The 23,916-nt window shown below is 45.0% G+C and carries 24 protein-coding genes and 1 riboswitch; of the genes, 16 read left to right on the top strand and 8 right to left on the bottom strand.

The window, feature by feature from the left end:
- Positions 1–41 precede the first annotated feature (41 nt).
- The 12 genes from cobA (at position 42) to CHY_RS13235 (ending at position 11,520) form a co-directional block, all read left to right on the top strand.
- Positions 42–1,544, top strand: a complete 1,503-nt coding sequence (gene cobA / locus CHY_RS11175) for a uroporphyrinogen-III C-methyltransferase (RefSeq protein WP_011345277.1) — start codon at positions 42–44, stop codon at positions 1,542–1,544.
- 105 nt (positions 1,545–1,649) lie between these two features.
- Positions 1,650–2,942 carry a (Fe-S)-binding protein gene (locus CHY_RS11170; RefSeq protein WP_011345276.1) on the top strand — a complete coding sequence of 431 codons (1,293 nt, stop codon included), beginning with the start codon at positions 1,650–1,652 and terminating at the stop codon, positions 2,940–2,942.
- 20 nt (positions 2,943–2,962) lie between these two features.
- Positions 2,963–3,151, top strand: a complete 189-nt coding sequence (locus CHY_RS11165; RefSeq protein ID WP_011345275.1) for a 4Fe-4S binding protein — start codon at positions 2,963–2,965, stop codon at positions 3,149–3,151.
- Positions 3,152–3,166: 15 nt separating this feature from the next.
- Positions 3,167–3,883 (top strand): respiratory nitrate reductase subunit gamma, encoded by a 717-nt coding sequence (locus tag CHY_RS11160; RefSeq protein WP_011345274.1) that lies wholly within the window; start codon positions 3,167–3,169, stop codon positions 3,881–3,883.
- 17 nt (positions 3,884–3,900) lie between these two features.
- Positions 3,901–5,229: a sulfate reduction electron transfer complex DsrMKJOP subunit DsrK gene (dsrK, locus tag CHY_RS11155; protein ID WP_011345273.1), complete on the top strand. Its 1,329-nt coding sequence runs from the start codon at positions 3,901–3,903 to the stop codon at positions 5,227–5,229.
- A 27-nt stretch (positions 5,230–5,256) separates the two neighbouring features.
- Positions 5,257–5,574 (top strand): TusE/DsrC/DsvC family sulfur relay protein, encoded by a 318-nt coding sequence (locus tag CHY_RS11150; RefSeq protein WP_011345272.1) that lies wholly within the window; start codon positions 5,257–5,259, stop codon positions 5,572–5,574.
- Positions 5,575–6,177 carry a hypothetical protein gene (locus CHY_RS11145; RefSeq protein WP_011345271.1) on the top strand — a complete coding sequence of 201 codons (603 nt, stop codon included), beginning with the start codon at positions 5,575–5,577 and terminating at the stop codon, positions 6,175–6,177. It begins immediately after the preceding gene.
- A 142-nt stretch (positions 6,178–6,319) separates the two neighbouring features.
- Positions 6,320–7,642 carry a YeiH family protein gene (locus CHY_RS11140; protein ID WP_162485098.1) on the top strand — a complete coding sequence of 441 codons (1,323 nt, stop codon included), beginning with the start codon at positions 6,320–6,322 and terminating at the stop codon, positions 7,640–7,642.
- 58 nt (positions 7,643–7,700) lie between these two features.
- The gene (locus tag CHY_RS11135; protein ID WP_011345269.1) at positions 7,701–9,098 is read left to right on the top strand and encodes a cobyrinate a,c-diamide synthase; all 1,398 of its coding nucleotides are present in this window, start codon (positions 7,701–7,703) and stop codon (positions 9,096–9,098) included.
- Entirely contained in the window at positions 9,070–10,011 is a 942-nt protein-coding gene (locus tag CHY_RS11130; RefSeq protein ID WP_011345268.1) for a selenium metabolism-associated LysR family transcriptional regulator, read from the top strand. Before CHY_RS11135 ends, CHY_RS11130 begins: the two co-directional genes overlap by 29 nt.
- A gap of 170 nt (positions 10,012–10,181) precedes the next feature.
- Positions 10,182–11,300, top strand: coding sequence for a DUF362 domain-containing protein (locus CHY_RS11125; protein WP_011345267.1), 1,119 nt, complete (start codon positions 10,182–10,184; stop codon positions 11,298–11,300).
- Between the two features lie 49 nt (positions 11,301–11,349).
- Complete coding sequence (locus CHY_RS13235) at positions 11,350–11,520, top strand: hypothetical protein (RefSeq protein WP_011345266.1); 171 nt, start codon at positions 11,350–11,352, stop codon at positions 11,518–11,520.
- Between the two features lie 118 nt (positions 11,521–11,638).
- Here CHY_RS13235 and grdD read toward each other — a convergent pair whose 3' ends face one another.
- From grdD to CHY_RS11075, 8 genes are all read right to left on the bottom strand, one after another.
- Positions 11,639–12,784 carry a glycine/sarcosine/betaine reductase complex component C subunit alpha gene (gene grdD, locus CHY_RS11120; RefSeq protein ID WP_011345265.1) on the bottom strand — a complete coding sequence of 382 codons (1,146 nt, stop codon included), beginning with the start codon at positions 12,782–12,784 and terminating at the stop codon, positions 11,639–11,641.
- Positions 12,785–12,798: 14 nt separating this feature from the next.
- Positions 12,799–14,328 carry a glycine/sarcosine/betaine reductase complex component C subunit beta gene (gene grdC / locus CHY_RS11115; RefSeq protein WP_011345264.1) on the bottom strand — a complete coding sequence of 510 codons (1,530 nt, stop codon included), beginning with the start codon at positions 14,326–14,328 and terminating at the stop codon, positions 12,799–12,801.
- A gap of 106 nt (positions 14,329–14,434) precedes the next feature.
- Positions 14,435–15,742: a glycine reductase complex selenoprotein B gene (grdB, locus tag CHY_RS11105; RefSeq protein ID WP_011345263.1), complete on the bottom strand. Its 1,308-nt coding sequence runs from the start codon at positions 15,740–15,742 to the stop codon at positions 14,435–14,437.
- Positions 15,743–15,769: 27 nt separating this feature from the next.
- Positions 15,770–16,240: a glycine/sarcosine/betaine reductase complex selenoprotein A gene (grdA, locus tag CHY_RS11100; RefSeq protein ID WP_011345262.1), complete on the bottom strand. Its 471-nt coding sequence runs from the start codon at positions 16,238–16,240 to the stop codon at positions 15,770–15,772.
- A 62-nt stretch (positions 16,241–16,302) separates the two neighbouring features.
- Positions 16,303–17,589: a glycine/sarcosine/betaine reductase component B subunit gene (locus tag CHY_RS11090; protein ID WP_011345261.1), complete on the bottom strand. Its 1,287-nt coding sequence runs from the start codon at positions 17,587–17,589 to the stop codon at positions 16,303–16,305.
- Between the two features lie 11 nt (positions 17,590–17,600).
- Positions 17,601–17,930 carry a thioredoxin family protein gene (locus CHY_RS11085; protein WP_011345260.1) on the bottom strand — a complete coding sequence of 110 codons (330 nt, stop codon included), beginning with the start codon at positions 17,928–17,930 and terminating at the stop codon, positions 17,601–17,603.
- A gap of 14 nt (positions 17,931–17,944) precedes the next feature.
- Positions 17,945–18,868: a thioredoxin-disulfide reductase gene (gene trxB / locus CHY_RS11080; protein WP_011345259.1), complete on the bottom strand. Its 924-nt coding sequence runs from the start codon at positions 18,866–18,868 to the stop codon at positions 17,945–17,947.
- Positions 18,869–18,917: 49 nt separating this feature from the next.
- On the bottom strand, positions 18,918–19,313 hold the full coding sequence (locus tag CHY_RS11075) for a GrdX family protein (RefSeq protein WP_011345258.1): 396 nt from the start codon (positions 19,311–19,313) through the stop codon (positions 18,918–18,920).
- Between the two features lie 133 nt (positions 19,314–19,446).
- A riboswitch (glycine riboswitch) is annotated at positions 19,447–19,532 on the bottom strand.
- 380 nt (positions 19,533–19,912) lie between these two features.
- Between CHY_RS11075 and CHY_RS11065 the strand changes: the two genes are divergently transcribed.
- The 4 genes from CHY_RS11065 to folP all read left to right on the top strand — a co-directional run bounded on the left by CHY_RS11065 (position 19,913) and on the right by folP (position 23,908).
- Entirely contained in the window at positions 19,913–20,308 is a 396-nt protein-coding gene (locus CHY_RS11065; RefSeq protein WP_011345256.1) for a thioesterase family protein, read from the top strand.
- A 185-nt stretch (positions 20,309–20,493) separates the two neighbouring features.
- Positions 20,494–22,164, top strand: coding sequence for a formate--tetrahydrofolate ligase (locus tag CHY_RS11060; RefSeq protein WP_011345255.1), 1,671 nt, complete (start codon positions 20,494–20,496; stop codon positions 22,162–22,164).
- Between the two features lie 65 nt (positions 22,165–22,229).
- Positions 22,230–22,712 carry an HD domain-containing protein gene (locus CHY_RS11055; RefSeq protein ID WP_011345254.1) on the top strand — a complete coding sequence of 161 codons (483 nt, stop codon included), beginning with the start codon at positions 22,230–22,232 and terminating at the stop codon, positions 22,710–22,712.
- Between the two features lie 14 nt (positions 22,713–22,726).
- Positions 22,727–23,908, top strand: a complete 1,182-nt coding sequence (gene folP / locus CHY_RS13585; RefSeq protein WP_041538039.1) for a dihydropteroate synthase — start codon at positions 22,727–22,729, stop codon at positions 23,906–23,908.
- Positions 23,909–23,916 lie beyond the last annotated feature (8 nt).

The following is a 23,916-nucleotide window of genomic DNA, read 5'->3' as shown; positions in this document are numbered from 1 at the left end:
GCCCTGGGCGGCCCTAAGAAATTAAGCAAAGGATGAAGTCTATGCCTGGTTTTGTGTACCTCGTGGGTGCCGGCCCGGGAGATCCGGATTTGATTACCGTTAAAGGTTTAAATCTAATCAAAAAAGCGGATGTGATAGTTTACGACCGCTTGGTAAACCCGGTACTCTTAACCTATGCCCGAAAAGATGCCGAACTTATCTATGCCGGAAAAGCTCCTGAACGTCACGAGTATTTGCAGGAAGAGATTAACAAGCTTTTGGTGGAAAAAGCGTTAGCGGGGAAAACGGTGGTGAGGTTAAAAGGGGGAGATCCCTTCGTTTTCGGGCGTGGTGGCGAAGAAGCATTGGAGCTTACCCGGCACGGGATTCCTTTTGAGGTGGTTCCGGGAATAACTTCGGCTATTGCCGTTCCGGCGTATGCAGGGATTCCGGTAACCCACCGGGAAGTAGCGGCTTCCTTTTGCGTAATAACCGGTAACGAGGACCCGACCAAAAAAGAAAGTCAAATTAACTGGGAAAAAGTAGCTTTAGCTGCGGATACATTGGTCTTTTTAATGGGGAGGAAAAATCTGCCGCAAATTGTAGCCAATTTGCTGAAGTATGGCCGCTCGCCCCAAACCCCTGTTGCCGTAATCAGGCTTGGGACCCGAGCGGAACAAAGGACGGTAACCGGGTGTCTTCAGGATATTGAGGAAAAGGTAAGAAAGGCCGACTTAAAGCATCCGGTAATTATTGTGGTGGGGGAGACGGTTAAGCTCCGGGAGCAGCTTAACTGGTTTGAAACGAAAAGGCTAATGGGCAAGCGCATACTGGTTACTCAAAGCAGTAACTCCGGTAAACTTTTGGCTTGCCGGTTAAAAGAACTTGGAGCTGAAGTTTGGCATTTGCCCCAGGTGGAATATTTAAAACCCGAGAGCTACCGGGAAGTAGACCGGGAACTCCAGAGGCTTAATGAATACAAGTATATCTTATTTACAAGTCCAAACGGTGTGGAGTTTTTTTTGAACCGTTTAAAGTGTTTGGAGCTATCAATAGATGCTTTGCCCGAAATAATTGCTATCGGAGAAAAAACTAAGAAAGCTTTGGAAAATTCAGGGATAAATGTAGCCCATAAAACTGACCGGTTTTTGCCCCGTGAAGTGGTAAAATTCATTGCCGGGCGCCTTCAAGATGGGGAAAAAATTCTCTTTCCCAAAAGCGAAAAGGCTACAATTTTAGAATTAAAACTCCGTGAGGAGCGTTTACCGGTAAAGTACCTACCGGTGTACAAGGCTGTCAGGGCAAAGGTTGAGGCAGACCATCTTTTTGAGTTAATTGATGGTCGGAAAATTGATTTTATTACCTTTGTAAGCCCGGCAGCAGTAAATAATTTTTTTGAAAGCTTAACGGACGAAAAGCGAGAGAGGTTAGCGGAAATAAAAATGGTTTCGATGGGGCTAAGCACAACGGCGGAGATTAAAAAATATGGTGACTTTGAGATTCTTGAGGCTAAACGGCCTGGAGTTGATGGCATTTTAGAAAAGATATTAGAAGCAGCAATTTAAATTGCAAATAGTGAAATAAAAAACGCGAATTTTACACAGAAAGCAGTAAGTGTTACGGTTAAATTGAAAAAAGAAAAAAATGCTCGAGATTAAAGGGGTAAAGCGATGAGTACCCAAAAAGCGGTGGAGTTTCTTAAAAGCAGATTAAATAAAAAATTAATTGCCAGCCTGGAAGTGTGTGCTCACTGTGGCATCTGCAAGGATAGTTGCCACTACTATAGGGCTACCCAGGATCCCGTTCATACGCCGGCTTATAAAGCGGAAAAACTTAGAAAAATCTACCGGAGGTATTTTACGCCGACGGGAAAATTGTTTCCCGGCCTTGTAGGAGCTCGGGATTTTGATGAGGAGTACGCCCGGGAGTTAAAGGATATTGCCTTTGGTAGCTGTACCATGTGCCGGCGGTGTACCATTAACTGTCCCATGGGTATAGATACCGGGTTAATTGTCAGAACGGCCCGGGCCATGCTGGCAGCAATTAATATGGTTCCGGCCAGTTTAAAGGCTGGAGTGGATTTAACCATTGAATCGGGGAATAACATGGGGGTTACCCGGGAGGAGTTTTTAGAAACGATAGAGTGGCTGGAAGAACAACTTCAGGACGAAGTTGGGGACTCCAAAGCAAAAATCCCGGTGGATAAAAAAGGTGCCCGGGTGTTATACATGACGATACCCCTGGAAGTTAAGGTTTATCCTCTTTCCTTTATTGCTCTGGCAAAAATCTTCTATGCTGCCGGCGAGGATTGGACCGTTTCCAGCAAAATGTTTGATGCAACCAATTTAGCATTATTTTCCGGGGAAGACGACTTGGCAAGACTTCATGCCCAAAGGTTAAGGGATGCCACTGTAGAGCTCGGGGTGAAAGTGCTGGCGATGACCGAATGTGGGCATGGCTTTAGGGCTATGCGCTGGGAAGCTGAAAACTGGCTGGGCGAAAAATTCCCCTTTGAAGTAAGGCATGTGGTGGAATTAATCCATGAATACGTCACGTCCGGCCGCATAAAACTTGATCCTTCGCGCAATAACAAGCCGGTGACCTACCATGACCCGTGTAATTTAGCCAGAAACGGTGGCATTTATAAAGAGCCAAGAGAAATCCTGGCGAGGGCTGTAAGTGATTTTAGAGAAATGAGCCCTTCAGGTGTTGAAAACCTTTGCTGCGGTGGTGGCGGTGGGATGCTGGCCATGACCGATTATGCCAAATCCAGGATAGCGGCGGGTAAACCAAAGGCAGACCAAATACTGGCTACCGAAGCTAAAGAAGTAGTGGCACCATGCCACAACTGTTTGGTACAGCTTCAAGACCTTAAAAAGCATTATAAAATGCCCGTGAATATCACTGCTTTATCGGAAATCGTTGCTAATGCTCTGGTATTGCCCGGGGCAGAAAACAAATAACTACAAAGGGAGTGAAAGCGATGTACATGGTTAATTTAGATCTGGATAAATGCACCGGTTGCGGGACCTGTGCCGAAGCTTGTCCGGCAAGATTGTTCGAATTAAAAGGCGATAAGGTGGAATTAGTTTCGGATCCCTCGGAGTGTATGGGTTGTGAAACCTGCACTACTTCCTGCCCAACCGGGGCCGTTACCATTCAAGAACTATAATAGGGGGAAGAACCCTTGAAACATTTTGTTGTTGGCGTACTTCCTTATCTAACATTTTTAATACTGGTGTTTGGGCTTATCTACCGGATAAGAGGTTGGTATGCCTCAAAAGTGAAGTATCAATTAAACCTTTTTCCGGTACCCGATACGCCCGGTGGTGAAATTCTGAAAGAAATCCTATTCTTTAAAACCCTGTATCGGTTTGAGCGCCCGCTTTGGGTGATGTCTTACGGATTTCACCTGGGGATATTCTTGATAGTTATCGGGCATATAGCCGGAATAGCCTTTGCCGGGCACCAGTTTACGCTGTTTGGTGCAACTCCGGAACAGAGCGAAAAGCTGTCCTTTGCTTTTGGGATGCTGGCAGGTACTCTGGCCTTTTTGGGTGCATTAGCCCTTCTTCTTAGGCGGCTCTCCGGCCAGATTAAACAGGTTTCCGACCCCTGGGATTACATTGATTTACTTTTAATTTTGGTAATTGTCACCACCGGAAATGCGATGCGGACTTTGGCACCGGTAGAACTTTCTACCGTGAAGAAATATTTTGCGGATTTATTTAGTTTAAGGCCAATTAATTATGAGCTTCCTGATGCTTTTGTCCTTCATTATTTCTTTGGACAAATCTTATTGATGTACCTTCCGTTTTCTAAGCTTTTACACTTAGCGGGCGGGTTAATAAATAAAGCAATTACGTTAACCGGTGATGGCAAGGCAAAGCTTTTAAGGCTTTAGAAAGGGGGAAGCATATAATGAATGCCCCGCAGAAAGCAAAAGACCTCGCCCCGCTGCCATATCGCATTTTGGACGATGAGGAAAAAGTGCGCAAAGCGGTAGCCTTAATTCGCGAAAAAGCCGCCGAAAGTCGAATGTTTAAACTCGCTATGGAATGTTGCACCAAATGCGGTGCGTGTATAAATGCCTGCCACTCGTATCTGGGAACGGAGGATCCTTATAATATACCGACCAAACGAGCCGATTTAGTCCGAAGTGTTTATAAGCAGGAAGTAATGCCACTATCAGGGGTTTTAGGAAAAGTGGCCGGAGGCATTGGAATAAGTGCCGAACTTTTGGAAAAATGGTTTACATATTTTTACCAGTGCAACCAGTGCCGGCGTTGCGCTTTAGTTTGCCCCTTTGGAATCGATACGGCCGAAGTTACCATCATGGTCAGGCAAATATTAGCAGAGCTCGGAATGGTGCCACGATTTACTGTCGGTATTGTCAAAAATATGGCCAATACCGGCAACAACATGGGGATTACCAAACCGGCCCTGTTAGATAGTTGTGAATTCCTTGAAGAAGAAATGTACGAAGAGACGGGTATAAAAATCCGCATACCCGTAGATGAAGAAGCGGATGTCATGTATGTGCCTTCCTCAGCGGACTTTTTCGTCAATACCAACACGATGATTGGTGTGGCCAAGATGTATCATGCAGCCGGTATTAAGTGGACCATTCCCAGTGAAATAATTGAAGCTGCCAACTTTGGCCTTTTCTTTGATGAAAAAGTGATGAAAGAACACAATCGCCGGCTTTTAGATTGCGCCAAAAAATTGAAAGCTAAAAAGATTGTTCAGGGTGAATGTGGTCATGGCTGGCGGGCAGCCCGGATGTATACCGATGGGCTAAACGGTCCCGTTGATGTGGAAATTCGCCATATTCACGAAGAAGCGGCGTACTTAATTGCTAAAGGAATAATAAAAGTTGATCCGGAGAGAAATGGCGATATAGTTTACACTTACCATGACCCCTGTAATTTAGCCCGAGCAGGGGATATTATTGAAGAACCGCGCTTTATTCTGCGCCATGTAGTTAAAAATTTTGTAGAAATGACTCCTAACCGGGAGGAAAATTTCTGCTGCGGTGCTGGGTCGGGGCTATTGATGGAAGAAATTTTGGAAACCCGGATGAAGCTTGGGAAAGTCAAGGCCGAGCAGGTAAAAAAGACCGGAGCGGACTATGTAGTGGCTCCCTGTTCCATCTGCAAAGCTCAATTGCCATTGGTTTTTGAGTACTATAATCTGCCTGTGGAAATGTCCGGGCTTATGGATTTGGTTGGAAAAGCTATTATCTTATAAAAAAATTTTTTAAGGAGGTAGGTAAATATGCCGCAAATTGAAATTGATGGGTTGGTTTTAAATGTGGATGAGGATGGTTTCATTGAAGACCCTTCAATTTGGAATGAGGAGATAGCTAAGGCTTTAGCGAAGACCGAGGGGGTTACGGAGCTTACCGAAGCTCACTGGAAAGTGGTTAACTACATCCGCAACTATTATCTTCAGTACCAAATCGCTCCGATGATCAGAAAGCTTTGCAAAGATACCGGGTTTAGCCTGAAAGAGATTTACGAACTGTTCCCATCCGGTCCTGCTAAAGGGGCTTGCAAAATTGCTGGTCTGCCTAAACCTACGGGGTGCGTGTAAATGAAAACTTTTTTGCTGGTGGCGTTTTTTGTAACGGTAGCGGGCATTATTGTTAAAATGGCCGGGCTTTTAAAGGCCAATCCCCCCCGGGATTTAGCCCGTCCCCGGGGGGATAGTTCCTATGGAGTTTTATACGCATATACCTTAGGAATGGCTCCCTGGGCCAAAGAAAGTACCCGCAAACATGCTATATCTTATTTGCGGGGGGTAATCTTTCATCTTGGAATCTTTGCTTCCTTTGTCACCCTTATCCTATCTGTATTTGAAGTAGAGTTTGCCGGTCTTGTCAGGGATATATTGGTAGTGCTGACCGGAGCGGGCCTCTTGGCTGGCATTGTTGGGATTTTTGAGCGGTTAACGAAATCGGAAATGCAGAAGTTAAATACCCCCGATGATTATCTTTCAGTTTTACTGGTAACGTTATTCATTGCTGGAGCCTTCGGCTATGTTTTAAATTTCCAGGGGCAAAACTGGTTTTATTTCGTAACAGGGTTAATGTTTTTCTACCTGCCCTTTAGTAAAATTACCCATTTTATCTACTTTTTCTTCAGCCGTTACTTCTTTGGTTTTGAGTTTGGTAAAAGGGGCGTTATAAAGCATTAGGGTTTCCCTAATGCTTTATAAAAAATCTTAAAATGTGAAAGTAACCACAAACAACAAGAAAGGAGGGGTTTGAAGGCGCGAGAGTCAAGGGATTCAGACAATAAGGCTATAAGAAAAATTTATGACGAAAAGGGGGAGGTCAATGATGAGCAACAAGCAAGGCTCTGAATTCCTCAAAAAGGAAGACTGGTGGGCGGTATACCTTGGAATTGGTATTGTTTTGGTGGCGCTAATTTTGTACAAAATGGGGCTTTCAATTAAGCCAATTGCTGTAGCGCCACCTAAATGGGAATCGTTTTCGGAAGTAACTAAACACTTTGCCGAAAACGGTATGATTTACGTGTATCTTTATTTAATGTTCCTTGTACTATTTAGCATCAGTGTTAAGTTTATGGGATTTAATGTTGGCGAGTTTATTAAAGGTTTCACAATTATATACTTGCTTACGGTTATAGTTTTGGTGCTTGGTTCGTCTAAAGTTGCTGAGCAATATAATCTTGAACCTCCGCTGTTGGCACTTTTATTGGGTTTAATAGTCAGTAATGTATTTAAACTTCCAAAATGGCTTGATACTAGCTTTAGAACCGAGTTTTACATTAAAACAGGTATTGTATTACTTGGTGCAACTTTACCCTTTACCTTAATTGTTAAAGCTGGTCCCATCGCTCTTTTACAGGCCACTGTTATATCGGTGACTACTTTTTTGACCATTTTCTTTGCTGCTACCCGTCTCTTTGGCTTAGAAAAACCCTTTGGCGCAACATTAGGTGCCGGTGGTTCGATTTGTGGAGTTTCTGCTTCAATTGCTGTAGGTGGTGCTGTTAATGCCAAAAAAGAACATGTTTCCATTTCTATTGCTCTGGTAACTATTTTTGCAGTGATTATGATCTTCCTTCTTCCGTTTGTTTGTAAGGCTTTAGGACTCCCACCGGGGCAGGCCGGGGCATGGATTGGTTCTTCCGAATTTGCTGATGCTGCTGGTCTTGCAGCGGCTTCTGCAATAGGTGATGAGGCTGCCATTAAAGCGTTCACATTAATGAAGGTAATTGGCCGTGACATTTGGATTGGGATCTGGTGTTTAATTTTAGCTGTGGTGGCAGCAACCAAATGGGAAAAGCGCGCTGAGGGTGCATCCGTTTCGGCTAAGGAAGTATGGGTACGATTCCCTAAATTTGTTATTGGATTCTTTATAGCTACTATCTTAATTAGTATTGTTGATGCGAGTTTAACACCTCAAGTATCGAAAGAAGTATTAACACCCTTGGTAATAAAACCCATAAAAACATTACGTACCTGGGCCTTTGTATTTTGCTTCTTGAGTATTGGCTTTACTACGAGGTTTAGAGAACTATCGTCTTTTGGATGGAAACCGCTGGCGGCATTTGTTATAGGTGTTATTGTTAACGTTTTACTGGGTTATACTTTCTCGGTGCACATTTTAGGCGATTACTGGAGCAAACTCTAAAAGTGAGGGCTGCTAATATGCGGCCCTCATTTACCCTTTTTAAAGGATGGGAGAAAAAATGAATCCAAATGGTATAGTTGTAGCAGCGGCAAGTGGAAGAAGCGGAAAAACCACTTTGACCCTGGGAATTTTACGGGCCCTTTCGCGGAGAGGAATTAAGGTTCAGCCGTTTAAAAAAGGTCCGGACTATATTGACCCGGGCTGGCATACTTTGGCTGCAGGAGAGCAGAGCCGAAATCTGGACCTTTTTTTACACAGCCGGGAGGAAGTGGTTAACCATTACAGGTATTATGCAAAAACTGCTATGCTTTCGGTTGTGGAAGGAAATATGGGGATTTTTGATGGTGTTGATGCCCTGGGAACAAATAGCACCGCCGAGCTGGCAAAGTTATTAAATTTACCGGTATTACTGGTGGTAGATGCTACCAGAACCACCAGAACCTTGGCTGCGGTGGTAAAAGGTTTAATGGAGTTTGACCGGGATTTAAAAGTTTTTGGCGTAATTTTTAATAAAGTGGGAAGCCGCCGTCAGATTAAGCTTTTAGAAGAGGTATTTGCCGGTTACTGTCCGGTTAGAATTTTAGGTTATATGCCCAAAATTGGGGAAAAAGGGGCAATAGTGGAACGGCACCTTGGGCTTATCACTTCTGGAGAAGTTAAGACCTCTAATGACCTGTTAGATTATCTTTCCCGGATGGTAGAGGAGCATATTGATTTAGAGCCGATTATTAGTTTAGCCAGTAAAAACATTGTAACAGTAGGGCCAAAGCCATTGGGAAGAGGCGAAGTAAAAATTGGGGTTTTTAAAAATGAAGCGTTTTGCTTTTATTATCCTGAAAATTTAGAGATGCTGGAGAAAGCAGGGGCTGAAATAGTTTTTATAAATCCTTTTTATGATGAGTTACCCGAAGAGTTAGGTGGGTTATATATTGGAGGCGGGTTTCCGGAACTTTATTTAGAAGAACTTGCCCGGAACCGGAAATTATTAACTCAGGTAAAAAAATATGCGCAATTGGGGATGCCGATTTATGCCGAGTGCGGCGGTCTTATGTATTTATGCGATAAAATTAAGTATAACGGGAGCGAATATTATATGGCCGGCGTAATTCCGGCGGAATGCCAGATGACCCCTAAGCCCCAGGGGCATGGTTATACCGAAGGGGAAATTGTCAGGGAAAATCCGTATTTTCCGGTAGGATATTGCCTAAAAGGACATGAGTTTCATTATTCCAGGCTAAATTTAACTGAGGAATTAACCTTTGGTCTTAAGCTTCATAAAGGTCAGGGGATCACTAAAGGTCAGGATGGCTTTTGCTATAAAAATGTGTTTGCTGCTTACACCCATTTTCACGTGTTAACATACCCCAAATGGTCCGAGAATTTTGTTAACGCAGCTAAAAACTTCCGGGTAAAAGGTGGGGGTTTTAATGCTTCACTCGCAGCTTGTAATTTTTAAAGTGGTAGCTGAAACCAAAAATATTTCCACGGCGGCGAAAAGATTGCACATGAGTCAGCCGGCAATTAGCCTGCAAATTCAATCCCTGGAAAATGAAGTAGGAGTAAAGCTGTTTGAGCGGTCGAATAAAGGAGTACGTCTTACAAAAGCTGGAGAGATTTTTTACCAGAAAGTTCAGGATATTATTGATAAAATCCACGAAGCATACGAGTTGGCTCGAGATGCCGGGGGAGAAAGTAAAGGAAAACTTTACATCGGAGCTACGCTGACTATTGGGGAATATGTCCTACCCAAGCTTTTAGCGTATTTTTATAAACTGTATCCTGAGATTGAAATGCGGGTGAAGATTGCCAATACCGATACCATTTATCATGAATTGGTGGAAAAAACTATTGATATTGGACTCATTGAGGGAACAATTGACGATGAGGAGCTTAAAGTAGAAAAGTTTTGGGAAGACGAGTTAGTAGTTGTAGTGCCTTATCATCATATCTGGGGCAGTAAAGAAAGACTGCCGGTAGCGGAATTGTTGAAAGAACGGATAATTTTACGGGAAGAAGGTTCGGGAACGAGAAAGGTGCTGGAAATAGCCTTAAAGGAACTGGGGCTTGATCTTAATGACTTAAACGTTACCATGGAATTTAGCAGTACGCAGGCTATCAAGGAAGTTGTAGCAGCAGGCTTAGGTGTAACCATAATTTCCGAGCTTACAGTGCGGCGGGATTGTGATTTGAAAATGTTTAAGAAACTAAGTATACTGGAAGCACCGATTAGAAGGCCTTTATCCTTTGTTTTGACGAAAAGCACTGCCCACGAGAAGCAAAAGCAACTTTTTATAAATCTTTTAAGAAATAATGAGCTTGTAGCTAAGCTGATAAGCCAGGACATTTGCGATTACGTTCAACCTGTTTAAAACAAATAAGACCGGGTTAATCCCCGGTCTTTTTTTGGCTTTGTTGCAGGATTTAACTTTAAAGCGGGAAAAAGATAACTGTATAATTAAAGAAGAATAAAAGAAGGGGCCAAAGGCTTGAAGTATTAAATTAGGGACTGTCCCCAAAATTATACTTGGGAGGAAAAGGGATGAAAGTTTGTGCGGCAAAATGTAGTAGTTATAACTATGCGGAGGTAGAAGCGGCAGTAGCAGAAGTGTTTTCAGAGTTTGGTGGAATCGAGACGTTTATTAAGCCCGGGGAGCGGGTCTTGATTAAGCCCAATATGCTGGAAGGGCTTCCGCCGGAAAGGGCGGTGACGACCCATCCGGAAGTGGTGCGGGCGGTAGTTCGTATGGTAAAAAAAGCCGGGGCTATTCCGCTGGTGGGGGATTCGCCGGGGACCGGTAATACCGAACGGGTAGCCGCCCGGTGTGGCATTGCCCGGGTGTGCCAGGAAGAAGGGGCAGAGTTATTACCTTTTGCCGAGGCTAAAGATTATCCGCATCCTGAAGGGCGTACCGTAAAAAGGTTTTCTCTGGCCAGGGAACTTTCCGAAGTGGATAAGGTTATATCGGTAGCTAAAATGAAAACCCACTCGTTTATGGGGATAACCGGGGGCATAAAAAATTTATTTGGGTTTAATGTTGCGACTACCAAGGCACAATATCATTTACGAATGCAAAAAAGGGATGATTTTGCGGCCATGCTCTGCGACTTGGCTCTTTTAATAAAACCGGTGTTTTTCATTATCGATGGGGTAGTGGGGATGGAAGGAAATGGACCCCGAAACGGGAATCCTAAAAAAGCAGGGGTTATTATCGGTGGAGATAGCGGCTTTGCGGTGGATATGGTGATGACGCAAATGATGGGATTTGAGGCGGAAAAAATGCCGGTAGCCAGAGTAGCTTTAAACTGGGGGGTAGTGGTGCCGTTAAAGGAAATAGAAGTTACCGGCAGCGGGAAAGGTTTAACGTTTAATTTTGCGCCGCCTAACAACATCGAGTCTTTGGACGGAAGGATTCCGGCTTTTTTAGTTCGCTTCTTTCAAAACCAGTTTACCGCCCGGCCGGTAATGAACGAACGGTGTGTCGGTTGTGGTCGCTGTGCCCGTCATTGTCCGCCTAAAGCCGTTAAGATTGAGAATCGACGGGCGATAGTGGATTATAATAAGTGTATTCGCTGTTATTGCTGCCAGGAACTCTGCCCGGCCAATGCGGTGGAATTAAAAGAAGGCTTTTTAATGCGGCTGTTTTCCCGGAAAAAGTAATAAAAACCCTCCCTTTCCGGAAAAAATAAAAAAAACGGGAGGCGGTTTTATGGATTATGACGACCGGGTGCATAACCTGATGGATAGCTTTAAGCAGGGCCTCATCAACCGAGAATCGACGGTGCACATGTTATCCGAGTATTATGGTAATGAAATGGCCGATGAGATTTTAAAAAATTATTTTCAGTCCTGGGAAAATTTTATTAAAATGGAGGAGTAAGAAGAAAGCCGCAGAGGCCAAAACCTCTGCGGCTTTTTGTTTAATGTAGGGCGGGCTTAAGACTGCATCTTATGCCTGCAGGGGTTTTACTGCCAACCTCAAACCTCTAAACCGGACCCTACAATACTTTATTTTCCTTTAAGACTTTAAGGGCCTGACTTAAGTCGTCCGGAGCTACAAGAATAATGGGACCGGTGCAACCCATGCCGGTTTCGGCATAAATACCGTGTTTCCATAAAAGCTTCTGGGCATTTTCCAATTCTAAAACATCAATTCCGGCAATTTCTTTGTCTACCGGTTTTTTCGGGGGCATTTTTACTTCTTCGACTGTTTCTTTTTTCTCTAAAGGTTTTACCAATTCAAGAAGCCCTGCGTTTTTAGCAGCTGCGATTTCTGCCTGTGCAACTTCTACAAGTCTACCCTGGGCCATGGCGGCGGCGTATTCAATAGCACCGGCAATTACCGGGGCGCCCGAGGCCCGGGAAATGATATTAATTATTTTGTTAAAGCCTTCTCCAATTCCCGGACCGTAGCCGTAGCCTAAAGCCTCGTAACTTCCACCGGTGGTGTAGGCGGAGAAGATTTTAATTAAGAGGTTGCCGGTTAAGCTATCGCAAATCATGACGTCGGGAGTACCGGCAAGTAAGTCGTTACCCCGCATTACTACACCGCCGTCGGAACGCTTTGATTCGCTAAAATCAATTGGGTAGCCGCGACTTTGGAGTTCTTTTAAAATTCTTTCTACCTGCCGGGCGCCGTCAACATTTAAGATACCAACTTTAGGATTTTTAATTCCGTAAGCTTTGGCAGCGGCAATGCCGTAAATAGCGTTTTTAACCATTCCTTCCACCCGGTCGGGGGAAGAGGTACCGGTGGTAGTGGCAATAAACATTTTCCGGCCCTGAGCGGGGGTTACTACCAAACCTACAGTAGAGGTGCCGATAGGGAAGTTGTAATGCATGGTAACGGCCGCATTTAATTCACCGGAGTCTAACATCTTTTCCATTACCCGGTGGCCTTCTTTTTCATCGGTGACAACGACTTTAGTGAGCCTGGTTTCGACATCTTCCGGACCAATTACTACGACTTCAACGTTAGGAAGGTTTTGGGCGGCCATCTCGGCACCTTTTAACACTTCAAGCACACCGTGTTCACTGCCCAGAAGGGTGATACCTACCCGGATGTTTTTAAGAGCCCGTCCGGTGGCAATAACATCCGCTGCTTCATTTAACACTTCCGCAATTAATCTTTTTACCTGCTCCATTTATTTGTACCCCCTTAGGAAAGAAGGCCTTTGGCCATTTCCCTTAAGTACTCGGCAACCATTTCCCGAACGGCTTCTTTTGTAAGGCCGGTAGTTTCCTCCACCTTACCGGGGTTCTTCTCAATTAAAAGCGATAAACCGTCAAACAGGTTGGTCATCCGGGCCAGGAACAGACTCCCCTTGCCAATAACCATGGCCGAAGAAATTTTGCCTTCCAAGAGAGCATCCCTAAAGAACCCAAGGGCCGGAACTCCGGAAGGAATGTGACCTTGAGTGGGAGCAAAGCCGGGTAATCCGTGTTTTTCCACGAACTTGTGGATATCGGCCCGGCCGATTTCTCCTGCCATAACCGCCAAAGCACCGATCATCTTGTAATTAGCTTCCGGTACGTTGCCGGCGCCGGCCGGTTCGGTAAGTTCCGGGTTTTGCATTTCTACCGAATAGTAATCAATTTCGGTGATTTTCCGGCCAAGTTTGGCAAGAGGTTCGGCCACCAGGGCTTTCATTACCTGTTGCGGAGAAGCGCCGCTACCAATATTGTGTTTGCCAATAACATCCAGGCGGATGATTGGGTTAAGGCCATCGTTTTCCGAGACCAGTATCGCAAAAGCTCCCAGCATGTCTTCTAAAACCGGCATTCCTTTATTGACGTGGTCTTTGCCGTTCATTCCGAGTTTGGCAACGGCACCGCCACCTACAACTACAACGTTTTTAAAGGTACCGGATTTTACCAGGGATGCAGCATGTAAAAGGGCATGGGCAGGACCGGCACAAAAGCCGCGCACGTCGGAGCCGTTGGCGTTTACCAAACCGGCAATTTCACCAATAGCTTTAGCAAAGTTACCGCCACCTCTTTGGTTCATGTCACCGCAGGCTTCTTCGGAACATTCGATAATGTAATCTACTTCCTCAGGATTAATTCCGGTATTGGCTAAAAGATGGAGGACTGCTAAAATGCCCGATGCTTTTACCACAAGGTTTTCTAACATAATATGGGCCGATAAGTTTTCGTCAATTTCATGGGCCTGCCGCACGCAACCTACTAATTTTTCCCCGAGGTATAAACCTTCCGCTGTGTGGGAGGTTACCAACTTTTCAATTTCCCCCGGGGGTTTGGCGTTTGTAAGGCGGGCAAGCAGTTGTTCGTTTATTAGCTTATGTTTGGCAAGTTTTTCCTTGACCTCTTCCTGAAAACTTTCTTCCAGGATAACGAGGTCAAAGGCGTCGGCTATTTTTAAGAGTCCGTAAAATTCGTCTTCGGGCATTATTTCACCGTACTTGCCAAAACGGGAAGCTCCATTAATGGAGTTTGTGTACCAGGGGCGGGGAATGGTTTTTAACTCTTCAAGACCGATATTACCGATGTATGCTTGGTTTGGGGCGTAAGCTACAGCATCGTCATACTTCCGCAAATGTTCGGGAAGTTTTTTCAGGTATTCAGAGTCAGGGTTTTTTAGCCTTTCAACCGTCTGGGTGGTTCCGTTGTGGTACAAAAGGTCAGGGGCATGAATGAGGCACTGGCCAACACCTTTTAAGACCGGCATAATTATAACCTCCGTTTGTCAAAATTGTTTTTGTATCTTAAGCCCGGATAATGGGCTTGCTTTCTAAATTTTGGGGAGCAGGCTTATGACCTGCTCCCGGGATTTTTTAGTCAAATACCGTTTGCCCTTCCACTTCGGTGGTAAGAGCCTTTAATGCTTTTTCCACGAGTTTTCTTCTTAAAGCTTTTTCCTCATCCGCCGGAAGGGCAGGATTGCCGAGGGGGTGAGGAATAGCAACGGTTGGTACAATTCGGTTAGCACCAACGGTTTTACTGATGGGAACGATGGTGCACATGTGAACTACGGGAATACCGGCCCGTTCAATCTCCTTGACCATCGCTGCACCGCAGCGAGTGCAGGTACCTCAGGTGGAGGTAAGAATGACCGCATCTACTCCGGAAGCTTTTAAATCGGCAGCAATGGCCTGACCGAATTTAGCAGCATTGGCCACAGAAGTACCGTTACCAACGGTAGCATAGTAGTAATCGTGCAGTTTGCCAATTTTACCTTCCGCTTCCATTTCCCTTAAAACGTCAACCGGTAAAACTCTGTCGGCGTCTTGATTGGCGTAAACCGGATCATAGCCGCCATGGGCGGTCTCAAAGGTATCGCTGGTTAAGTCTTTTACGCCAGCGATAGAGTATTTACCGAACTTTGAAGCTGACGACGATTCAATCCGGTCGGGATTGCCCTTGGGAACAATACCGCCGGAAGTTACCAGAGCTATGGTGGCTTTGCTAAGGTCTTTTATGGCGGGATTAGGGGGAACCCGGTCAAAAGCAGGCATAGGAAGTTCGGTAGTAAAATTTTCTCCCTTGATTTTGGCGATAAGCATGTCTACTGCCCGCTTGGCTCCTCTTTCTTCCGCAAAGTAATTTTTCCGAATTCCCCGGGCAATGTAGCCTTCCTGTTCGGGAGTACCGATTTCTTCTTTCTTTAAGAGCTTAAGACCCAGAGCGGCCATTTTGGGGATGGCATTGCGCATACCGATGGCCGAATCGGCGGTAGCTATGATGTAAACGGATTTTTTATACATTTCTACACCTGGGTTTTCCGGGTACATGCCGGTTACCGCAGGGATGCCAAGATTTTTTACTACCGCTTCGGCAACCGCCCCGCAGGCGGTACCGTAACGGCCGGCGTTAAAAGCGGGACCGGCGACCACCAGGTCAGGATTATATTCCTTGATCATTGATAGAATTTGCTTAAGGGCTTCTTCCATGTTTTCGGCAAAATAGCTATCACCGCAGATAACGGTACCGACAACTTCCGCTTCTCCTTTAAAAGCACCATTTAAAGCGGTACCAGGGCCTACGGGACCGTCTTTTTTCAGGGGAGCAGTATCTGCTTTTTCTTCGCCGCCTATTTGACCGAAAAACTGGTTTAAATAATGGACTACACGGAATTTAGCCACAAAATTACCTCCTTTGCCAAGCAAGGACTAATATTTGCTTCCCTCTTTTCTCATTTTGGATACTTCGGCGGCTAAGGCATCAACATCTAAAACCATTTCCATCATGGCTGCCTGCTCTTCATAAACGGCCGGGTCAATTTCAGCCTTAATTTCGGGTTCCAAAATGTGATAAACCTTGAGTCCCAACGAGACTCCAGCTAATGGACCTGCGAAAGTAGGATCGCCCAGAGTTACGGTTTCTGCTGCCAGTGATGCGGTGTCCGGTTCGGCTGCACCTAAAAGGACAACGATATTTTCACCGCCGAGTTCTTCAGCAAGTTCCTTAATACGGGCCTGGTTTTGCAGGTCCATGGTGCCGGCAGCAGTTCAGACAAAACACTCGGTAGTGGCAAATACTACTTCCGCTCCGGCACTCTTGGCACACTCTGCTATAGCGGGACCGGGGACACCGTCACGGTCACCTACAGCAATAACTTTTTTACCGGCCAAAATTGCCATACTAAACTCCTCCTTTCGTTTTTATAGTAGGGACAGCAATCACGGTGTTTAGTGGGCTGTCGTTAATATCCTTTTGCGGATAGTTTATTGAAGCCAACTTCCGAGGTAGCGCCGGTTATTGCTTGAATTTCCACTTCGATGCTGCCATCGGGCCGTAGTGACCCGGCAAAACCTCCGGCAATAACATCGACAACTCCCACATGGCCAATGACAGTATCTAACTTGGGCAGCACAATGGTTTCGTTGGCGTTACCGGCGGTAACCACGGCATTGGCTTCTGGAGTGGTGTCGGCCAGCGATTGCGAGCTGCCGTCTCTACCGGCGTATTCGTCGGTGATAAGGACGGTTTTGATACCTTTTTGCTCTAACTTCCGGCAGTTCATAACCAGGTCGGCATCAGGGTTACCGAAGCCTTCTTCGGAAACGATTGCAGCGTCAATTCCAAGCATTTCAGCAAGTTTAGCGGTGTAGCTGGAGGAACGTTCTTTATCGGCTAAGGTAACGTTTTCGTTGGTGATAATAACGCCAACAAAGTTTATATCCGTGCCGTGACGGGCAAATAATTCTTCAATTACAGGGTTATTCATGTGCACGTAAGTAGTGTTTTTGTCACAGGCCGAAACACAGTTACCGCTAACTATAGCGCCGTCAAATACTTCGGTAGGGGAGATGAGGGTGGGTAAAATACGCTTGGCATCTACCCCGTAAACGTAAGTATCGTGCAGTAAACCCTGAGTTTGGAGCATGTAAACATAAGCTACTTTTGGAAGTCCGGGGTACTTTGAAGCGGCTTCTAAGAGCGGAGCAACTTCATAAGTTACCTCTTCATCGGGGGTAATGTTTTTACCAGCTTCCCCAAGGTAGGCCGCTGCTTTAAGTCCGGCTAACCGGACCACACTTTCGTGTTCATGTTGACTTAATCCATCTACCGGTTCGATTTTAACTACAACGTTATAGGTTTTGGAAAAAGGAGTATACTCGGCTCCAGGACCGGTCATGTCAATAATTCCTTCCTGGAATCCTACAATCTTTCCGGTAGTGACCACAGCAGCACCTTTTAAAACGTGGGTCCGGCCGCTGCCCACCATTTCTACTTTACCGAGAAAACCGGGGAAAATATTTCCTGGGCCTTCCACCTTCACCCGGGGTTCAATGACGTCTTTTACCGGTACAATTCGTACCGATTCGCCCGGGCGGGCTAAGAAAACCTCAACGGAGCTAATCCGGTTATCCTCTTTCAATAAGGCTGTTAATTCGTCTTTATTAACGTAAAGAACTCCGTTTTCGACCCGGGTACTGGGGCCAAATTCCAGCCCTTTAATGTTAATTTTCCCAAGGGTAAGCCGCATTTTATCCCTCCTTAGCCGATAATGGCCCGAATTTTTTCTTCAATTTCTTCGCGGCCAAAATTACCTTGTAGCTGGTCTACAAGTTCGCCGTTTTTATAAAACTGGAAAGTAGGAAGGCTCATAACTTTAAGCTGAATGGCAAGCCTCCGGTTTTCGGCAGTGTTTAATTTGGTAAACTTCATTTTACCCGCATAGATTTCGGCCAATTCTTCTACTACCGGCATTAAACCCATGCAGGGTACGCACCGGGGACCCCAGAAGTCCACCAGAACCGGAAGCTCGCTTTTTAAAACTTCTTCTTCAAAATTGTCTTTGTTTAGCTCAATTATGTTTCCCGCCATGTTTATCACCTCCTTTACTCGGTACATTCTTCAAGATATTTTTCCGCATGGTAAGCAGCAATAGCACCGTCAGCAGCGGCAGTTACTACCTGCCGTAACAGTTTTTGCCGGACATCGCCGGCGGCGTAGATTCCGGGAATGTTGGTGCGCATGTTTTCATCGGTAATAATGTACCCCTGTTCGTCCAGGTTTACTAAGCCTTTGACAAACTCGGTATTGGGCTTAAGGCCAACATAGATAAAGATTCCGTCAATTTCCCTTTCAAAAACTTCACCGGTGACCACGTTTTTTAAGCGCACTTTTTCCACAACGTCGGTGCCGATAATTTCTTCCACCACGGTGTTCCAAAGGATTTCCAGCTTTTCGTTGGCAAAAGCCCTTTCCTGGAGAACTTTGGTGGCTCTCAAGGTATCGCGGCGATGGACAAGGGTTACCTTATCAGCAAACTTGGTAAGGTAACAGGCTTCCTCAACCGCTGAATCGCCACCCCCTACGACCATGACGTTGGCGCCTTCGTAAAAAGCGGCGTCACAGGTAGCACAGTAGGAAACCCCCCGGGATCTGAATTCTTGCTCTCCCGGACAGCCAAGAAGTTTAGGTGCAGCACCGGAAGCGATAATTACCACTTTCGCAACAAAGTTACCTTTGGTGGTTTTGACGATCCGGTCAGCCCCCGCAAGCTCAATCCCCTTTACTTCGGCCAAAAGTTTTTTGGCACCAAAACGCTTTGCTTGTTCCTCCATTTGGGCGGTAAGTTCCGGGCCGGAAATCCCATGGGCAAATCCCGGATAATTTTCAATTTCATCGGTAGTGGCAGCCTGTCCGCCGGTGGAAAGCTTTTCAATATAAAGGGTGGAAAGCTTACTCCGGGCGCTGTAAAGAGCTGCGGAAAGTCCAGCAGGACCGGCGCCGATGATGATTACATCGTATCTTTCCATACGATATTCCTCCTTTTAAAGGGAAAAGTTATAAATTAAAGTTATAAACTTATGTAATAAGACCCATGCTGTAAAGGAAACTTTTAAAAAAATCCAGGTCTATTACAGCAAAATCTTCCAGAAAGAGCTCGATTTCCTTGGGACGAGACCGTTTTTCTAATAGCTCTTTGGTTTTTAAATAGCTAATTTCAGCCGTTAGGATGGAATCGTAATCGGATTCTTGCTCGAGCTTTTCTAAAACTACGGTTTTATAAGGTGTTTGGTTTGGCTTAATGCTGCCGGTCAAGGGATGGGTTAAAAGTTTATAACCTAAATGGCAGAGATCACGCACTTTTGCTAACACATCTTCGGTATATCCATCCACCCAGATAATCGTAAAGCGGGGTTCTAAAGTAAATCTTTGAATATAGTCTTTGACTTTCGGATTATTTGTAATCACCAGCATGAAAAATTCCTCCTAAAAGAAAAACAGAGGCCGAATAACTTTCCGGCCTCTGTCCTTACAACCTGAGAGATTCCCGTGCCCAAGGCTACGGGTTTCTCCTTCGGTGCCGCAGTTTGCGGACTCTCCAGAGTTCCGTCCGGTTGCGGTCCTTTTGCCTGAGAGTTTCGGTTGCCCTTGCTCCTTCGGCGCCCGATTACGGGTCTCTCCCACAACCTTCATCCGGAAAATTTCATTATTAATTTTTGGGGGGATGGAGTAAAAATATGCAGGGGGAGAATGAAAAGTTTTTCTTAACTTTTCAATTTCTATTATATACATTCGTGACAATTTACACAAGTCCTGCTACAAAAATTTAATTTTTTCGACAAATTTAGAAGTTTTTATCTTGTGAAAATTAAGAAAATGGCGAAAATATGAGAAAATATTTTTTTGTTTATTGTGACAAAAAGCGCATATAAAGAGGTTTGTATACCAATGCAGTATACAGCTTAATTTACTTAATCTTAACAATATTTTTTTTAAGGATTAAAAATAGGAAGAGGAAATTTAAAGGAAGGAAAGAATAAAATAATAAACACGTGGAAAAGTGGGGTGATAGGATGGCGGAAAGCCTTACCGAAGGCCTGGAAGGGACGGCTAAAACTACCGTTTCCCTGGAAAAAACGGCCAAGGCAGTGGGGAGTGGAAGTTTAGAAGTTTTTGCCACTCCAATGATGGTAGCTTTGATGGAAAAAGCGGCGGTAAATGCTGTTGCTGTTGCGTTATCTCCGGGAGAAACTACCGTGGGGACAAAAATTGAGGTTTCTCACATAAAAGCATCGCCCGTCGGTGCTTTGGTTGAAGCTAAAGCCAAATTGATTTCCGTTGAAGGGCGAAAGCTTACGTTTTTGGTGGAAGCTTTTGATGAGCAGGGGAAAATAGGGGAAGGACGGCATGAAAGGGTACGGGTGAACATTGAGAAATTTTTAGAAAAGGTAAGTTCCAGAGAAAAATAAAAGGGATATTGAAGGAAAAATAAAGTTAATGAAAGTTCCTACAATCCTTTTAGGAAAATTTAAAAATTTCAAAATATAAGCAGGAATTTGGCTCGAAGAAGAGAATAATCTATTATATTGATGCTCAAAATAGTTTAGTAAAGGTTAAATATAAAAGAAATTTAAGGGAAAGGAAGGGAAAGGATATGAAAAGTGATATCGAAATTGCCCAGGAGGCAAAATTAGAGCCCATAGTAAAAATAGCGGAAAAGTTAGGGCTCACCGAAGATGACATTGAACTGTATGGTAAGTACAAAGCAAAAATTGCAGCTCACGTTTGGGACAGGATCAAGGACCGTCCGGACGGCAAATTAATTTTGGTAACGGCAATTAACCCGACACCCGCCGGGGAAGGAAAAACTACAACAACCGTTGGCCTGGGGGATGCTTTGTCCCGCTTAGGAAAGAAAACTGTTATTGCTTTACGGGAACCATCCTTAGGCCCAAGCTTTGGGGTAAAGGGTGGTGCCGCCGGTGGTGGTTATGCTCAGGTCGTGCCGATGGAAGATATTAACCTCCATTTTACCGGGGACCTGCACGCAATTACTACAGCGCATAACCTTTTAGCAGCGATGATTGATAACCACATCCATCAAGGAAACGAATTGGGGATTGACCCCAGGAGAGTTGTTTGGCGCCGGGTGGTAGACTTAAACGACCGGGCTCTTCGCAAGGTAGTAATCGGTCTTGGCGGTCCGGCTCAAGGGGTACCCCGGGAAACGGGCTTTGATATTACCGTTGCTTCCGAAATTATGGCTATCCTTTGCTTAGCTTCCGACCTCATGGACTTAAAAGAAAGATTTAACCGGATTTTAATTGGATATACATACGACCAAAAGCCGGTTTATGCCAGAGATTTGAAAGCCGCTGGCGCAATGACTGTTTTAATGAAAGATGCAATTAAACCTAATTTAGTGCAAACCTTAGAACACACCCCGGCTTTTGTGCATGGTGGTCCGTTTGCTAATATCGCTCATGGTACTAACTCTATTTTGGCCGATAAGATTGCTTTAAAACTTGCCGATTACCTGGTAACCGAAGCAGGTTTCGGTGCTGACCTTGGCGCTGAAAAGTTCTTCAACGTTGTTTGCCGGTTTGCCGGATTTAAACCTTCGGCAGTAGTTATCGTTGCAACGGTTCGGGCCTTAAAATACAACGGTGGTGTACCGCGGGCCGAACTCAATAAAGAAAATCTTGAAGCATTAGAAAAAGGTTTTGCTAATTTAGAAAAGCACATTGAAAATATCGGTAAGTTTGGTTTACCGGCGGTAGTTGCCATTAACCGCTTCCCCACCGACACCGATGCCGAGCTCAACAAGCTCCGGGAGCTCATTGAAGCTACCGGTGCTGAGTTTGCTTTATCGGAAGTTTGGGCCAAGGGCGGTGAAGGTGGAATCGAATTAGCTCAAAAGGTGCTTAAAGTGATTGAAGAAAAACCAGCCAATTTCCGTTACCTCTACGATTTAGAAATGCCGATTAAGCAGAAGATTGAAACCATTGCCCGGGAAATTTACGGTGCCGATGGGGTTGTCTTTACCGCAGATGCGGAAAAGACCTTGGCCAAGTTTGAAGAAATGGGCTTTGGCAATATGCCGGTAATTATGGCCAAAACCCAGTACTCGTTATCCGATGACCCGAACAAACTTGGAAGACCGACCGGCTTTAACATTACGGTGCGGGAGCTGCGGGCTTCGGTGGGGGCAGGCTTTATCGTGGCCATTACCGGCGATATCATGACTATGCCTGGGCTTCCCAAACGACCGGCAGCAGAGGTCATTGATATCGATGCTGACGGTAAAATTACCGGCTTATTCTAAGGGGGCTAAAGGGGGAGAAATCCCCCTTTTTCCTTATTATAGTTAAAGAAAGTTTGGGGTAACCTATGCAGAGATTCTGGCGGGTTTATAGGGATGAAGAAGTGGTTAGGCGTTTTAAAGAGATAAATTATTTGGAGAAAGACCGGGAGTTTTGCAGGCACGACTTCCAGCACTTTTTAGATGTGGCAAGAATTTTAACTATTTTGTGTTTTGAAAATAAATTTTCCTTTCCAAGGGAACTTATCTATCTTACTGCCCTTCTCCACGATTTAGGGAGGGTAGAAGAGTATCTTTACGGTTTAAATCACGCGCTGGTTGGGGCTGAAGTTGCCCGGGAGATATTAGAAAAGTATCAGGAGTTTGTTCAAGAGGAAATTTTCCTGATAACGGAAGCAATAAGGGGTCACCGGGAACAAGACTCGGAAGGTTTTACCCGTTTATTATACCTTGCCGATAAGCTTTCCCGGCCGTGTCTTACCTGTAGGGTTATAGATAAATGCCACAAAAAAGAAGAAATGTTATTACTTCACCAGGAGAAGTTTTATTAATGGGGGTTTATGCTATGGAGCATATCTTATGGTCAATGGAGTTTTCCAATATTGATGAGGTAAAAAAGGAAATTTCTTTGATCGGTAGTACTTTGGCTGGGGTAAATTTGATGGCCCCTAAAGGGGTTTTAAGATGTATTAAAGTTAAAGAGCTTTCGACGAAAGCTGCCAATATTTTAAAACAGGAGCTTCTGGCCAAAGGAGGGGATTGTGCTACTTCCTGGGGGAGTTTGGATTTAACTGCTCCCACAACCGATGTTTTGTGTTTTGCTACCGAAAAAGTATGGCGGCAGGTAATACCCAAGTTAAAAATGCAGCCCTTTGGCCTAAAGAGTCTGGCGGAAGAAATTGAAGAAGTTTTAAAAAATTTAAATGGACGGCCAAAATACGAACTGGATTGCCGGGGCCGAAAAATTACCCTTGGCGAGAGAACCCTCATTATGGGGATTTTAAATGTGACTCCCGATTCCTTTTCGGATGGTGGACAGTACAACGATATTGAAGCGGCGGTAAAGCGAGCGCGGCAAATGGTTGCCGAGGGAGCGGATATTATCGATGTCGGCGGGGAATCAACCCGGCCGGGAGCGGAATATGTTCCGGCGGAAGAGGAACTGCGCCGGGTATTGCCGGTAGTGGAAGCTTTGGTGCGGGAAATAAATGTTCCCATTTCGGTGGATACTTACAAAGCAGAGGTGGCGGAAAAAGCTTTGGAAGCGGGAGCTCATATCATTAATGATGTATGGGGGCTACAAAAAGATCCCCGAATGGCTGAAGTAGCAGCTCGCTATGGGGCACCGGTGGTAGTGATGCACAATAAAACCGAGGCCGAGTACGATGATTTAATGGCAGAGGTCATAGCTTTCTTGAAAGAAAGTATTAAGATCGGTGTTAAAGCAGGGATACCGCGGGAAAAGATTATTATTGATCCGGGAATTGGTTTTGGCAAAACGTTAGAGCACAATCTTTTATTAATGAAGCGCTTAAACGAACTAAATAGCCTTGGCCAGCCGATTTTATTGGGTACTTCGCGGAAGTCAATGATTGGTAAAACTCTGGATTTGCCGGTGAACGAACGGGTGGAAGGGACGGCTGCTACCGTAACTTTGGGAATAGCTAAAGGTGTAGATATCGTGCGGGTTCACGATGTGAAAGAAATGGTGCGGGTTGCTAAAATGACCGATGCCATGGTACGGTAGGTGAAAAG

The organism is Carboxydothermus hydrogenoformans Z-2901, from assembly GCF_000012865.1.
Taxonomy (GTDB): Bacteria; Bacillota; Z-2901; order Carboxydothermales; family Carboxydothermaceae; genus Carboxydothermus; species Carboxydothermus hydrogenoformans.
This window is presented reverse-complemented; position numbering and strand designations above follow the sequence as displayed.

Coding starts and splice junctions, on each gene's coding strand:
- CHY_RS11150 (WP_011345272.1), top strand. CDS start 5,257: ATGCCGCAAATTGAAATTGATGGGTTGGTTTTAAATGTGGATGAGGAT.
- grdD (WP_011345265.1), bottom strand. CDS start 12,784: ATGGAGCAGGTAAAAAGATTAATTGCGGAAGTGTTAAATGAAGCAGCG.
- CHY_RS11055 (WP_011345254.1), top strand. CDS start 22,230: ATGCAGAGATTCTGGCGGGTTTATAGGGATGAAGAAGTGGTTAGGCGT.
- CHY_RS11085 (WP_011345260.1), bottom strand. CDS start 17,930: ATGGCGGGAAACATAATTGAGCTAAACAAAGACAATTTTGAAGAAGAA.
- CHY_RS11145 (WP_011345271.1), top strand. CDS start 5,575: ATGAAAACTTTTTTGCTGGTGGCGTTTTTTGTAACGGTAGCGGGCATT.
- CHY_RS11075 (WP_011345258.1), bottom strand. CDS start 19,313: ATGCTGGTGATTACAAATAATCCGAAAGTCAAAGACTATATTCAAAGA.
- CHY_RS11090 (WP_011345261.1), bottom strand. CDS start 17,589: ATGCGGCTTACCCTTGGGAAAATTAACATTAAAGGGCTGGAATTTGGC.
- cobA (WP_011345277.1), top strand. CDS start 42: ATGCCTGGTTTTGTGTACCTCGTGGGTGCCGGCCCGGGAGATCCGGAT.
- dsrK (WP_011345273.1), top strand. CDS start 3,901: ATGAATGCCCCGCAGAAAGCAAAAGACCTCGCCCCGCTGCCATATCGC.
- trxB (WP_011345259.1), bottom strand. CDS start 18,868: ATGGAAAGATACGATGTAATCATCATCGGCGCCGGTCCTGCTGGACTT.
- grdC (WP_011345264.1), bottom strand. CDS start 14,328: ATGCCGGTCTTAAAAGGTGTTGGCCAGTGCCTCATTCATGCCCCTGAC.
- CHY_RS11135 (WP_011345269.1), top strand. CDS start 7,701: ATGAATCCAAATGGTATAGTTGTAGCAGCGGCAAGTGGAAGAAGCGGA.
- CHY_RS13235 (WP_011345266.1), top strand. CDS start 11,350: ATGGATTATGACGACCGGGTGCATAACCTGATGGATAGCTTTAAGCAG.
- CHY_RS11060 (WP_011345255.1), top strand. CDS start 20,494: ATGAAAAGTGATATCGAAATTGCCCAGGAGGCAAAATTAGAGCCCATA.
- CHY_RS11140 (WP_162485098.1), top strand. CDS start 6,320: ATGATGAGCAACAAGCAAGGCTCTGAATTCCTCAAAAAGGAAGACTGG.
- folP (WP_041538039.1), top strand. CDS start 22,727: ATGGAGCATATCTTATGGTCAATGGAGTTTTCCAATATTGATGAGGTA.
- CHY_RS11125 (WP_011345267.1), top strand. CDS start 10,182: ATGAAAGTTTGTGCGGCAAAATGTAGTAGTTATAACTATGCGGAGGTA.
- CHY_RS11065 (WP_011345256.1), top strand. CDS start 19,913: ATGGCGGAAAGCCTTACCGAAGGCCTGGAAGGGACGGCTAAAACTACC.
- CHY_RS11170 (WP_011345276.1), top strand. CDS start 1,650: ATGAGTACCCAAAAAGCGGTGGAGTTTCTTAAAAGCAGATTAAATAAA.
- CHY_RS11130 (WP_011345268.1), top strand. CDS start 9,070: ATGCTTCACTCGCAGCTTGTAATTTTTAAAGTGGTAGCTGAAACCAAA.
- CHY_RS11165 (WP_011345275.1), top strand. CDS start 2,963: ATGTACATGGTTAATTTAGATCTGGATAAATGCACCGGTTGCGGGACC.